Raw genomic sequence first — 12042 nt, forward strand, 5'->3', positions numbered from 1 at the left:
CGTGTCTAAATCAAAATATAATTGTCTTATTATCGTGAACAAAAATACGCTCTTCAAATACTAAATCAAGAGCATTTGAAAGTACATTCTTTTCAACATTTCGTCCTGCACGTTGCATGTCTTTCCATGTCATTTCGTGATTGACATGAATAACATCTTGTGCGATGATTGGACCTTCATCAAGATTATTGTTCACAAAGTGTGCTGTAGCACCGATGATTTTAACACCTCTTGCAAAGGCTTGTTTGTAAGGATTCGCTCCAATAAATGCAGGAAGGAATGAGTGGTGAATGTTAATCATACGCTCTTCATAATGGCTCACAAATTCACTCGATAAAATACGCATGTATTTCGCTAAAACAATGTAATCAACACTGTAGCTTGCTAAAACTTCTAAGACTTTTGCTTCATGTTCTGCTCGGTTAAGTCCTTCATGGCTTACGCAATGATAAGGGATATTAAATTTTTCACTTAAACTTCTTAAATCTTCATAGTTAGAAACAATAGCGAGGATGTTCGCATTGAGGTCATCGCTATCATGTTTGAGTAAAATATCACCCAAACAATGTGTCTCTTTTGTACCCATTAAAATGATATCTTTTTTACGCTCTTCCGCAACATAAATATCAGAACGTGCAGGGAGCATCGCTTGAAGTGTGCCTTTAAATGCGCCCATATCAACCTCACCGCTCAATTCCGCACGCATAAAAAATTTGCCATTTTCTCTATCAACGAACTCATCGTTTTTGATAATATTGAGCTGATATTTAAATACCACATCTGCAATACGGTAAATTAAGCCTTTTTCATCAGGACAATCAATCTTTAAAATATAATTTTTTGTAACTTCCATCTTCTATGCCTCACACAGTTGTTTGATTTTTTCAATTCGTCTTCTTCGTAACTCTTCACCAATATCCCGTCCAACGAAACCATCACGAATGACTTCTTGGACGTTTACACCGCCTGTAAATATTTCATCCCAAATCCCTAGCCTGAGCGCTTGTTGTTTAACCCCTTCTTTGTAATGCCCTAGCCAAAGTTTAATTGGCATCTCAAGACTTACCTGTAATAGCATTTCATCACTTATCGCTCCTTCAAAAAAAGGTTGATTTTTGAAAGTTTGCAAATAATGGTTAGGGGCATCAAGCTTTTTTAACCACAACAATGGTTCTTGCTTGAGTTTATTGGCTACGATATAAACAAAATAGTAAGCCATCAATGGCTCTTCAAAATTTTGCTTAGAACGTATCAATTCACGCGCAATCTCAAAAAAATGCTTCTCCACGCACGCATCAAAACACTTCTCAAAAAGATCTAACGCATACATATAAAATAACCCATAGTGCAGATAAGATGCCCGAAATAGCTTCTCAAATTCCCACAAGATACGAGGTTTACTCAAATCTTCCAAAGAGATACGTTGCATCACTCTTAAGCTGTTTTGCTCTATCTTAAATCCAAGGCGCGCGCTAAACTGCATCGCTCGAAGTACTCTTAGGCTGTCTTCTTTAAAACTTTTTTCATCAATGATAGCAAGCACCTTTTGCTCAATGGCCTCTTTACCGCCCCAAAAATCGAGCAGCTCACCATTGAAAATGTTTAGCATCATCGCATTGACACTAAAGTCACGACGTCTGGATGCCTCTTTTTCATCCTGACATACCTGCACTTCAAAGGCTGCATGTCCAATGCCGCTTTTACGCTCAACGCGAGGCAATGAAAAATCGATATTTCCTAACTTATACACAAAAAAGCTTTTACCCACACCCACAGCTCCCACACGTTGCATCAACGCTTCAAATGCTTTGGGTTCTATGTCGTACACTTCAATATCTAAATCGTGCAAAGCCTCGTTCAAACAGAGGTCTCGCACACTTCCCCCCACTAAATATGCTCGGTTGGTATAGGGTTTTAAAAAAGCGATTGCTTCATTGATCTGTCTATCAAAATGCGTGGGGAAAACGCAGTTTAGTTTCATTTTTTGGGACTATCCATTTGCTCCAACTGCTCATCAATAGTCGCCAAAAGGTATTCTAAAAAATTAAGCGTTAAATCGATTTTTGCTTCAATATTTTTGTTATTGGGTGATTGGAACCCTTCAAAAAGTACCAAAATACGTTCTCTAAGATTGAGATAAAATTGTTTTTGACTCTCATGCGTTGACTCATCTTCTACTTCATGAGGCATAGCATACGCTTTGAAGGTGTTAATCTCTTCAGTGATCTCTAAAAGAGGTTCTGGTTCAAATGAAACGTTTTCAGGTTCACGTTTACGCGGTGGTTGTAGTGTTTGCTGTTGCTCTTCTTTTGGTGCTACCTCTTCAAGCTCTTTGAGCGTTGAGAGAATCATATCTTTTAATTCCATAGCTTTACCAACCACCTTTCAAATTCTAAAAATTCCACTTCTGAGTTCATATTTAAAAAAAACTTCTTCATCTCTTCATCTACACCCAAATACTTTTTACGAATACCTGATAAACGCTTAATAGCAATCTTTGCCTCTTTGTTATCAGGATTTTCGCGTAAAAGTTCTTTGTAAATCTCCAAAGCCTCATTTTTGAGACCTTGAAGTTCATAGATTGAAGCGAGTGTTAGGGTTTTCATATGCGAGCTACGTAATCCGCGATAATAGAGCCCATTTGTGTTGTAGAACACACCTCTTTTGCTCCAAAATTTGCTAAATCTTTTGTACGATAACCATCTTTAAGTACTTGTTTAATTGCATTTTCAATACGATCAGCTGCTTTACTCTCGCCTAAGGCAAAACGAAGCATCATAGAAGCACTTAAAACAGTCGCCAATGGATTGGCAATGCCCTGTCCTGCGATATCTGGAGCGGAACCATGAATAGGCTCAAAAAGACCAACTTTTCCACCAATAGAAGCAGATGGTAGCAAGCCAATAGAACCACTGATCATACTTGCTTCATCACTTAAAATGTCACCAAAAATGTTACCAGTTAAAATAACGTCAAATTGGCGAGGATTACGTACAAGTTGCATTGCGGCATTATCCACATACATATGTGATAATTTTACTTCAGGATACTCTTTTGCAATTTCGTTGACTGTGTCTCTCCACAGTTGACTGACTTCAAGAACATTTGCTTTATCGACAGAACAAACTTCTTTACGTCGTTTCATCGCAGATTCAAATGCTACACGAGCAATGCGCTCAATTTCAGGCTTAGTATACACCATAGTATTGTAACCTTTGAAACCGTCATTTCCACGAGGCTCTCCAAAGTAGATACCTCCTGTTAACTCACGAACCACAAAAAGATCAACACCTTTAAGGACTTCAGGCTTAAGCGTACTTGCATCTAAAAGCTCATCAAAAACAGCCGTTGGACGAAGATTTGCAAAAAGTCCTAAAGATTTACGAAGTTTTAGAAGTCCTGATTCTGGACGAAATTCACGTGGTAATGTATCCCATTTTTCACCACCAATGGCACCAAAAAGAACAGCATCACTCTTAAGACACCCTTCAATCGTCTCATCAGGCAGTGGAGTACCTTTAAAATCATACGCTACACCACCCATAAGGTAGTCTTCATAGCGAAGTTCAAAATCTTCTTTTGCACATACACTATCAAGTACTTTTATCGCTTCATCAATAATCTCAGGACCAATACCATCGCCTCTAATAACCGCTATATTGTAGATTTTTTTCATTTCTTCATCTCTTTTTGTGCATAATTCATAAGTCCACCAGCTGCAAGAAGTTCTTGCATGAAAGGAGGAATTGGGCTAAATTTATAGGTTTTTGCACCATTGTTAACTTCGCCACTCTCCATAGAAATAGCAATAGTATCGCCTTCATTGATAGCATCTGTTTCAGCAAGTTCAAAAATAGGAAGTCCCGTGTTAAACGCATTTCTATAAAAAATACGTGCAAAACTTTTGGCAACAACAGCACTAACACCCGCAGCTTTCAGTGCGATTGGAGCGTGCTCACGACTACTGCCACAACCAAAGTTTTCACCTGCTACAATAATGTCGCCTGCTTTCACTTTTTTAACAAACTCAGGGTCTGCATCTTCCATCACGTGCTTTGCTAGCTCTTTAGGATCGGAGGTGTTCAAATAACGTGCTGCGATGATAAGATCGGTGTCGATGTTATCGCCAAAGCACCATACTTTTCCGCTAATCGTACTCATTGCTTATCCTTAGTAGGTCTCTTGATTTCTTAAAATTTTACCGAAACAGGGTTGTGAAAAAGTTTAATCACCAATACTTTGAACAAAATAACGCCCTTTTTCACACTGAACACGTAAAGGAATATCAAAAACATGAGAGAGATGAACATCATTTAAGAGCTCTTCTTTTGGACCTTGCGCATAGATAGAACCTTGTTTTATGAGCACCACATGGTTTATCTCTTCAAAAATTTCTTCTAAATGGTGTGTGACTAAAATGATGGTTCGCTCCTGTGCAATTTTGCGTAAAAGCTGAACAAATCCCAGCTGTGCTTTGATGTCAAGCCCAACGGTAGGCTCATCCAAAATCATTGCTTTTGGATTATGAACAAGCGCTCTTGCGATGATACACTTTCTTAACTCACCCGTTGACATCTCTGAAATTCGCTTATTGCGCAGATGGGGTATCTCTAGAAAAGCTAGCACTTCTTCCACTTTGGTTGTATGCTCTGGTTTAAAGCCTTGATGTTCATAAAGATGAAAACTACTAAAGAAGCCTGAAAGAGCCACTTCAAAACCACTTAAATCGGGGGCTCGTTCACTAAATTGATAGTGTAAGTCATTGGTGATGATGCCAAGATGTTTTTTAAGCTCCCAAATATCCCAGACAGTTTTGCCAAAAATCTCTTTTCGCATACTATCGCTGTAACGAGGGTATAAGTCATTGGAAAAGAGCTTTAAAAGAGTCGATTTTCCTGAACCATTTGCCCCTAAAATAGCCGTATGCTCTCCTTCTTTGATACTTAGATGAATGTCGTGTAAAACATTTTCATTTTCATAAGCAACATTTACATGTTCAAAACGGATAATTTCCATAATTTCAACTCCTCATACAATCGAGCGATTATATCACATCATTCTTCACAAAATTTCGTTAAAATGTAGCATCTGTAATCACGTTAAAGGTAGTGCATCTAGATGTTTTCTAAATTTTTCATCAACCGACCCAATTTTGCTATCGTTGTCTCGCTCATCATTATCATCGCTGGTATCATGGCGATTCGCACCTTACCTGTGCAAGAGTATCCCGATGTCGTTCCTCCACAAATCATCGTTTCAACGACCTACCCAGGTGCTGATGCGATAACCCTTGAAAAAAGTGTTGCTTCTGTCTTAGAGGAAAAAATCAACGGTGTTGAAAATATGCTCTATATGATGTCCACAACTTCTCCAAGTGGACTTCTTACCATGAATCTCTACTTTGAAGTCGATACCGATATGGCACAAGCAAAACTGGATGTCAACAACCGTGTACGTCTGGCGGAGAGTAAACTTCCCGATGCCGTAAAACGCCAAGGTATTGAGGTCGCTGAGCGCTCTAACGACACTTTGCGTGTTTTAGTTTTGTACTCTGATGACAACCGTTATGACACTGTTTTTATGTCTAACTACGCCATCAACAACATTCTTGAAGAGTTCAAACGTATCCCTGGTGTTTCAGAAGCCGTTGTTATCGGAAATCAAGAGTATTCCATTCGCGTATGGATAGACCCACATAAACTATCGTTTTATAATTTGACTGCCACAGATGTTATCAATGCTATTAAAGCGCAAAATGAACAGTACCCTGTAGGGCAAATTGGGCAAGAACCACTAGAGAAAAATCTCGCATTTACCTATACCGTAACGTCTTCAGGAAGACTTAGTTCTCCTGAAGAGTTTGAACAAATCCTCGTTAAAACCAATTCAGATGGTTCATCTTTAAGACTTAAAGATGTTGCTTCTTTAGAGCTCGGTTCTGAGCGTTACTATTTTAAAGGTATTTTCAATAAAAAACCAACCTCAATGATTCGTATTACGCTCACGTCCAAAGCCAACGCTTTAGATGTTTCAGACTTACTGGATAAGAAAATTGAAGAGATTAAAAAGAGCTTTCCTGAAGGGCTCAAAGTTGATGCGACGTATGACCCTACTCAATTTGTAAGAGCTTCCATCAAAGAGGTGATTGAAACGCTTTTAGAAGCTGTTGTATTGGTCGTTTTTGTTGTCTATCTCTTTTTGGGAAATATCAGAGCGACCATCATTCCTGTACTTGCTATCCCTGTTTCGATTGTAGGAACCTTTGCAGGTTTCTATGCCACAGGTTTTTCCATCAACCTACTGACTCTTTTTGGCTTAACGCTCGCCATCGGTCTGGTGGTCGATGATGCCATTATTGTTATTGAAAACGTTGAGAGGATTCTGCGAAAAGAAGCACTCAGTGTTAAAGAAGCGACCATTAAGGCGATGCAAGAGATTACAGCACCTGTTTTAGCCATCGTTCTTGTATTAAGTGCTGTTTTCATCCCTTCCGCATTCATGGGAGGGCTTAGTGGAACGATGTCACGTCAATTTGCCATCACCATTGTTATCTCCGTTGCCATTTCAGGTCTTGTTGCGCTTACACTGACTCCTGCTCTTTGTTCATTGCTTCTTAAACATGAAGAAGAAGAGCCTATTTGGATCATTCGTAAATTTAACGCTATGTTTGATTATATTACGCACCATTTTGGACAGATCGTTCAAACAACCATTCGTTATAGCCTTTTGAATCTTCTTATTTTTGGCATTATGATTTTTGCGATTACAAAGCTTATGCACGTCATTCCATCAGGACTCATTCCTAAAGAAGATAAAGGAACCTTTTTTGTGGTCAGTAGCCTACCCGCTGCGGCTTCACTCTCACGTACCCATGAAGTAAACATCGAAGTTGGCAACATTGCATTGCAACATCCAAGCGTCAAAAAAGTCGGCGGTTTTTCAGGAAGTGATTTTAGCTCCAAAGCATACACAACGGAAGCTGGATATAGCTATGTTAAACTAGCACACTGGGATGAGAGAAAAGAGGCAAATCAAACAATTGATGCTATCTCCAAAGAAGTTATCCAAAAAATTTCTACCAATAAAGAAGCACGTGTTGCAGCGGTTTCTCCATCAACCATTAGCGGTCTTGGCGTTGCGGGTGGTTTTGAAATGTATGTTCAAGATAGAGGAAGCGGCAATTACCATCAACTTGAAACCTATGCAAGAGAGATTGTACAACGTGCAAATGAACGCAAAGAACTGCGTTCTGTAAGAAGTACACTCAGCTCCAGTACCCCACAGTATCAACTCATTGTCAATAACCAAAAAGTCAAAGCATATGGCATTGACATTGCCGATGTTTATTCAACGATTCAAGCTGTTTTTGGTAGTGTCTATGTGAATGACATTAACCTTTTTGGGCGAAATTATCGCGTCAATGTTCAAGCCAAAGGCGACTTTAGAGAGGACAATAAAAATTACAATGATGTTTTCATGCGTTCAAGCGACGGAAACCTTGTCTCGTTAGGCGATCTTGTTTCATTTAAACGTGTGGTCAATCCAAGCATTACAAAACGCTTTAACATGTTTCCATCTGCGCAAATTTTAGGGGAAACCAATGTAGGATACTCCTCAGGAGAGGGACTTAAAATCATGGAAGAGATCGCAGCTGAAGTTCTTCCAGATGGTTACTCTATCGCATGGGGTGGTGCTTCGTTGCAAGAAAAGAAATTGATGGAAACAGGCAATCTCTCATTTGTCTTTGCTATTGTTTTTATCTTCCTCATCTTAGTGGCACTGTATGAAAGCTGGATGATCCCTTGGGCAATTGTTTTAGCCGTTCCATTCTCATTACTGGGAGCAGAACTGTTTATCTGGCTCAGAGGGCTTCAAAACGACATCTATTTCCAGATTGGTCTTATCACTCTTGTTGGACTTTCAGCCAAAAATGCCATCTTGATGGTGGAATTTGCATTGCAAAAAATCGAAGAAGGTTACAGTCTCATTGATGCAACTATTGAAGGGGCAAAAATTCGTTTCAGACCCATCATTATGACCTCGTTTGCATTCATCGCAGGAACATTGCCCCTAGCGCTTAGCTCAGGTGCAGGAGCCAATAGCCGCCATGTTATAGGTACAACCGTTGTGGGTGGTATGGTCACACTCACTCTCATCGGCGTTTTTTTTACACCACTCTTTTTCTACTTGCTTATGAAACTAAAAGAAAAAATCTCACTTGCGTTCAAGTCCTAAAAGCCCAAAGCCAAGAGCGATGAAAATCGCTCCGCTGATGCGGTTAAACCATAAGGCTCTTTGATGGGTCATAAACCACGATTTTAGGCGCTTTGCGAAAAAAGCATAGCTCATTAATGTTAAAAATGAGAGTATCATAAACGTCACTGTTAAAATGAAAAACTGCTCTAAAAGGGGTGATTCTGGGGTTAAAAATTGTGGAAAAAGTGCAGTAAAGAAAATAATCGGTTTGGGATTGGTAATGCACACTAAAAACCCTTTTTGAAAAATTTTCGCATAGTGTGCAACACTTTTTTTATGTGTGAGTTCAACCTGTTTAAAAATATTACTCAATGTCCTAAACTGCTTCATTCCTATGTAAATCAGATAACAGGCCCCAAGAATTTTAAACGCTAAAAAAAGCACCAACGAGGTTTTTAAGATAACGCCCAGACCAAGCATAGCAGCACTAGAAAGCACAAACAGCCCTATGACATTTCCAAACGTTGAAAATGCTGTGGCTTTGAGATCATATATCACAGAATTGTTGATAGCCAAAAGTACCGCTGGACCAGGACTTATAATAGCAATAAGTGCAACAGAAACATACAATATCCATGTGTGCAATTCCATCTTAGCCTCTTTTTTTCTCAACATTATAACTTATTAAATACATCAATATATCTTGATATGAAAATTCTATTGTGCTATACTTTTCAAAATTTAACTGTGAGAAGTTCTATGGAAACCTTTTTAAAAACTGTCGGTGCACTCAATGACGAAACACGCTTACAAATTCTACGCTTTATACATAAAAATGGTGAAGTGTGTGTTTGTGAAATAGAAGAAGCCTTTTCAATGATTCAGTCACGTGTATCAAGGCATCTTAAAATTCTTAAAGATGCGGGCTTTCTAAGGGTTGACCGTCGTGGAAAGTGGGCGTATTATCAGGTTCGCTCACCATTAGATCGTTTTAGACTCGAATGTTTAGAAGAGATCAGTTATTTAGAGATGCCCTTACTTACCTCTTTGTGTGCCTGTAAAGATACAAAATGATCCTTGCCTTTAGCCTTTTTCTTATCACCCTTCTTTGTGTTATTATTCAACCACGTGGGCTACAGATCGGTACGTCTGCCATTATTGGAGCAGGTGTTGCTCTTCTTTTGGGCGTTGTGAGTTTTTCCGATGTTTTAGTAGTCACAAGCATCGTTTGGGATGCAACACTTGCTTTTATCGGCATTATCATTCTCTCATTGGTTCTTGATGAAATCGGTTTTTTCGAGTGGTGTGCGATCTGGATGGCAAAATTTTCTAAAGGCAATGGACACTTGATGTTTGTCTATTCGCTTCTTCTAGGCTCCATCATCTCCGCTTTTTTTGCGAATGACGGTGCGGTGCTCATTCTCACCCCTATTTTGCTCGCTAAAATGCGCATCTTAAAACTTGAGCCTAAAACCATTGTGGCTTTTTTACTCGCGGGTGGATTTATCTCAGACTCGGCTTCGCTTCCATTTATCTTTTCAAATCTTACCAACATCGTTACCGCCAACTATTTTCATATTGGTTTTGCTCAATACCTCAGTACTATGTTGTTCCCTTACATTATAAGTACCTTTGTATCGGTAGCTATTTTATGGCTTTTTTTACGCAAGGACATCCCTTCGTATGTCAATGTAGAACTGCTGCATAATCCTGATGATGTGTTAAAGTCTAAACCGCTTTTTTACCTCAGTTGGTTTTTTATCGCAGCGTTGATGGGAAGCTACTTTGTGGGTGAACTTTACCATGTCCCTATTAGCTTTATTGCCCTAGGTGGGGCACTTCTTTTTCTTGCCATTGCGACCTATTTCAAGGCTGCAAAACCATGGATAACGATTAAAACTGCTCCGTGGCAAGTGGTATGGTTTAGCATCGGACTTTACATCGTTGTGTATGGACTTAAAAATGCAGGGCTTACAGAGTACCTGACTCACATTCTCAATGAGCTCAATGCACAAGGCAACACTATTGCTATCGTCGGAACAGGCTTTATTGCAGCTATTTTGAGTGCTATCATGAATAATCTTCCAAGCGTGATGATTATGGATATAGCCCTTCATGACATCCCAAACTCTGCCCTAGCCTACGCCAACATCATCGGCTGTAATCTAGGACCAAAGATGACTCCTTTTGGTTCTCTTGCAACCCTTTTATGGCTTCATGTCATGGCAAAAAAAGGGGTAAAAATCAGCTTTTGGGAGTACTCAAAGTTTGGGCTTATCGTTACACCACCAATTCTTTTGATCGTACTTTTGAGTTTGGTTTAAAAGGAAAACTATGGAATTAATACTACGTAAAGCACAGGAAAATGAATACCGAGCAATCATTCATCTGCTCGCATCCAACGATCTTCCAACAGCAGATATCTATGAGAAAAATATCACACTTTTTGTAGGAGTGCATGGCTCTGAAATCATCGCTACTATCGGGATAGAAACATACGGAAATGTGGCGCTTTTACGTTCATTGTGTGTAAAAGAAGGATATAAAAACCAAAAAGTGGGCGAAAAGATGCTCTCTTATCTTATCACCCTGTGTAAGCATGAAAATATTGAAGCGCTTTATCTACTGACCAGAACCGCAGAGCACTATTTTCTACGTCATGGATTTGAGAAAATCACACGTGAAAACACACCTTTACACATTCAACAAACACGTGAATTTAAAGATATCTGTCCTTCATCTGCTGTTATTATGTGCCTTAAACTTTAATGTTTAAGGCTTTATTCTTTGTTGCTTATACATTTCCAACGTGGTTCTAAGTTCATCGATATCGGTATGCGTTCCTACAACTTTTGTAGGATATCCATTTGGATTGTACGCAATGACTTTAGCTTGATCAAGCACCCATTTATAACTTCCATCTTGGCAGAGCATACGATGCTGATGTTGGTAATGCTTTGTTCGACCACTTAAAAGGGCAGTAAGTTCATTCAGACAATAGGTCAAATCATCAGGGTGAATGAGAGACATCCACCTATCTTTCGTCTGTTCGAATTCTTTTACATCATAACCTAGCATTGTAATCCATTGTGGCGATAAAGAGATCAGATTTGCGATAGGATTCCACTCCCAAAATCCGTGTCCTACGCATTCTAACATATCGATATACTCTTTTCTCATCGTCAAATACCTTTCATTCTACATGTTTTTACGATGGGATTGTACACTGCCAATGTGACATTTGCGTTATATTTATTGCGATAGAAAAATTTTTACCACCAATACGTAGGATAATGTCTTTGGCTGTTTGAAGAAAGGTTATTGACAAGAAGAGCGACAAAAAGCATAATCACTGCACCAAGCCCAATAGGCGTAAATGGATAGAGCCAGCCTAAAGAATGAATATGTTCATTTCCCATGATATAAATCAGTGCAGTAGCACCGCCTGGTGGGTGCATTGTACGACTAAAATGCATCACCATAATCGAAAGTGATACACTCAGTGCACACAAGAGTTCTATGGAAAAAAGTGGTGAAAAAAACTTCATCAAAAAAACAGCAACAAATGCTGAGAGCATATGTCCACCAATGATATTACGTGGTTGCGAAAAATCGGCTTGAGGCGCACCATAGATTAAAACAGCTGACGCACCAAAAGATCCTAATAAAAAAAATGTCTCTTCAATGGCGAAATAATATCCGAATATTGCGACAAAATAGATACCTAAAAAAGCACCAACACCTGACCAAAGGATTTTGCTTAAAGGTTTTCTAGATGGTGGTTTTGACTTTGCTTTCATTCTTTCAACATAACTTTTTACCACTCTTTTACTCCCCCAAAAAAAT

General features: G+C 39.1%; 14 protein-coding genes. 4 read left to right on the forward strand and 10 right to left on the reverse strand.

The features are described from left to right. Nucleotides 1-10: 10 nt before the first annotated feature. From purU to UCH001_RS08320, 7 genes are all read right to left on the reverse strand, one after another. Entirely contained in the window at nucleotides 11-853 is an 843-nt protein-coding gene (purU, locus tag UCH001_RS08290; RefSeq protein ID WP_067176810.1) for a formyltetrahydrofolate deformylase, read from the reverse strand. Between the two features lie 3 nt (nucleotides 854-856). Beyond that, a complete protein-coding gene (locus tag UCH001_RS08295; RefSeq protein ID WP_067176812.1) occupies nucleotides 857-1981 on the reverse strand; it encodes a CCA tRNA nucleotidyltransferase in 1125 nt (374 codons plus the stop codon). Next, nucleotides 1978-2367 (reverse strand): hypothetical protein, encoded by a 390-nt coding sequence (locus UCH001_RS08300; protein ID WP_067176814.1) that lies wholly within the window; start codon nucleotides 2365-2367, stop codon nucleotides 1978-1980. Before UCH001_RS08300 ends, UCH001_RS08295 begins: the two co-directional genes overlap by 4 nt. After that, nucleotides 2358-2606 (reverse strand): tol-pal system YbgF family protein, encoded by a 249-nt coding sequence (locus UCH001_RS08305; protein ID WP_067176817.1) that lies wholly within the window; start codon nucleotides 2604-2606, stop codon nucleotides 2358-2360. The genes UCH001_RS08300 and UCH001_RS08305 overlap by 10 nt, the downstream gene beginning before the upstream one ends. Next, nucleotides 2603-3676, reverse strand: coding sequence for a 3-isopropylmalate dehydrogenase (gene leuB, locus UCH001_RS08310; protein ID WP_067176819.1), 1074 nt, complete (start codon nucleotides 3674-3676; stop codon nucleotides 2603-2605). Before leuB ends, UCH001_RS08305 begins: the two co-directional genes overlap by 4 nt. Beyond that, complete coding sequence (locus tag UCH001_RS08315) at nucleotides 3673-4161, reverse strand: 3-isopropylmalate dehydratase small subunit (RefSeq protein WP_067176822.1); 489 nt, start codon at nucleotides 4159-4161, stop codon at nucleotides 3673-3675. The genes leuB and UCH001_RS08315 overlap by 4 nt, the downstream gene beginning before the upstream one ends. A gap of 63 nt (nucleotides 4162-4224) precedes the next feature. Beyond that, nucleotides 4225-5016, reverse strand: a complete 792-nt coding sequence (locus UCH001_RS08320) for an ABC transporter ATP-binding protein (RefSeq protein ID WP_067176825.1) — start codon at nucleotides 5014-5016, stop codon at nucleotides 4225-4227. Nucleotides 5017-5118: 102 nt separating this feature from the next. Here UCH001_RS08320 and UCH001_RS08325 point away from each other — a divergent pair, with 102 nt between their 5' ends. After that, the gene (locus UCH001_RS08325) at nucleotides 5119-8235 is read left to right on the forward strand and encodes an efflux RND transporter permease subunit (RefSeq protein WP_067176827.1); all 3117 of its coding nucleotides are present in this window, start codon (nucleotides 5119-5121) and stop codon (nucleotides 8233-8235) included. Here UCH001_RS08325 and UCH001_RS08330 read toward each other — a convergent pair. After that, a complete protein-coding gene (locus UCH001_RS08330; protein WP_067176831.1) occupies nucleotides 8215-8847 on the reverse strand; it encodes a LysE family translocator in 633 nt (210 codons plus the stop codon). The two genes, UCH001_RS08325 and UCH001_RS08330, sit on opposite strands and share 21 nt — an antisense overlap. A 108-nt stretch (nucleotides 8848-8955) precedes the next feature. Between UCH001_RS08330 and UCH001_RS08335 the strand changes: the two genes are divergently transcribed. Genes UCH001_RS08335 through arsN2 form a run of 3 tightly spaced genes read left to right on the forward strand, consistent with a single transcriptional unit; the run spans nucleotide 8956 to nucleotide 10965 of the window. Then, on the forward strand, nucleotides 8956-9270 hold the full coding sequence (locus UCH001_RS08335; RefSeq protein WP_067176834.1) for a metalloregulator ArsR/SmtB family transcription factor: 315 nt from the start codon (nucleotides 8956-8958) through the stop codon (nucleotides 9268-9270). Then, nucleotides 9267-10520, forward strand: coding sequence for an arsenic transporter (locus UCH001_RS08340; protein WP_067176837.1), 1254 nt, complete (start codon nucleotides 9267-9269; stop codon nucleotides 10518-10520). The genes UCH001_RS08335 and UCH001_RS08340 overlap by 4 nt, the downstream gene beginning before the upstream one ends. 10 nt (nucleotides 10521-10530) lie before the next feature. Further along, nucleotides 10531-10965 (forward strand): arsenic resistance N-acetyltransferase ArsN2, encoded by a 435-nt coding sequence (gene arsN2 / locus UCH001_RS08345; protein WP_067176840.1) that lies wholly within the window; start codon nucleotides 10531-10533, stop codon nucleotides 10963-10965. 3 nt (nucleotides 10966-10968) lie between these two features. On the opposite strand, the gene UCH001_RS08350 is transcribed toward arsN2, so the two are convergent. Both UCH001_RS08350 and UCH001_RS08355 read right to left on the reverse strand, forming a co-directional pair. After that, nucleotides 10969-11376, reverse strand: a complete 408-nt coding sequence (locus UCH001_RS08350; protein WP_067176843.1) for a PAS domain-containing protein — start codon at nucleotides 11374-11376, stop codon at nucleotides 10969-10971. A 92-nt stretch (nucleotides 11377-11468) separates the two neighbouring features. Continuing rightward, nucleotides 11469-12020 carry an HPP family protein gene (locus UCH001_RS08355; RefSeq protein WP_231963919.1) on the reverse strand — a complete coding sequence of 184 codons (552 nt, stop codon included), beginning with the start codon at nucleotides 12018-12020 and terminating at the stop codon, nucleotides 11469-11471. Nucleotides 12021-12042 lie beyond the last annotated feature (22 nt).

This window comes from Sulfurospirillum sp. UCH001 (genome assembly GCF_001548035.1).
In the GTDB taxonomy this organism is placed as follows: domain Bacteria; phylum Campylobacterota; class Campylobacteria; order Campylobacterales; family Sulfurospirillaceae; genus Sulfurospirillum.

What these genes read in the sequence shown, in the direction of transcription:
- purU (WP_067176810.1), bottom strand. Translation starts at nt 853, where the DNA reads ATGGAAGTTACAAAAAATTATATTTTAAAGATTGATTGTCCTGATGAA.
- UCH001_RS08295 (WP_067176812.1), bottom strand. Translation starts at nt 1,981, where the DNA reads ATGAAACTAAACTGCGTTTTCCCCACGCATTTTGATAGACAGATCAAT.
- UCH001_RS08300 (WP_067176814.1), bottom strand. Translation starts at nt 2,367, where the DNA reads ATGGAATTAAAAGATATGATTCTCTCAACGCTCAAAGAGCTTGAAGAG.
- UCH001_RS08305 (WP_067176817.1), bottom strand. Translation starts at nt 2,606, where the DNA reads ATGAAAACCCTAACACTCGCTTCAATCTATGAACTTCAAGGTCTCAAA.
- leuB (WP_067176819.1), bottom strand. Translation starts at nt 3,676, where the DNA reads ATGAAAAAAATCTACAATATAGCGGTTATTAGAGGCGATGGTATTGGT.
- UCH001_RS08315 (WP_067176822.1), bottom strand. Translation starts at nt 4,161, where the DNA reads ATGAGTACGATTAGCGGAAAAGTATGGTGCTTTGGCGATAACATCGAC.
- UCH001_RS08320 (WP_067176825.1), bottom strand. Translation starts at nt 5,016, where the DNA reads ATGGAAATTATCCGTTTTGAACATGTAAATGTTGCTTATGAAAATGAA.
- UCH001_RS08325 (WP_067176827.1), top strand. Translation starts at nt 5,119, where the DNA reads ATGTTTTCTAAATTTTTCATCAACCGACCCAATTTTGCTATCGTTGTC.
- UCH001_RS08330 (WP_067176831.1), bottom strand. Translation starts at nt 8,847, where the DNA reads ATGGAATTGCACACATGGATATTGTATGTTTCTGTTGCACTTATTGCT.
- UCH001_RS08335 (WP_067176834.1), top strand. Translation starts at nt 8,956, where the DNA reads ATGGAAACCTTTTTAAAAACTGTCGGTGCACTCAATGACGAAACACGC.
- UCH001_RS08340 (WP_067176837.1), top strand. Translation starts at nt 9,267, where the DNA reads ATGATCCTTGCCTTTAGCCTTTTTCTTATCACCCTTCTTTGTGTTATT.
- arsN2 (WP_067176840.1), top strand. Translation starts at nt 10,531, where the DNA reads ATGGAATTAATACTACGTAAAGCACAGGAAAATGAATACCGAGCAATC.
- UCH001_RS08350 (WP_067176843.1), bottom strand. Translation starts at nt 11,376, where the DNA reads ATGAGAAAAGAGTATATCGATATGTTAGAATGCGTAGGACACGGATTT.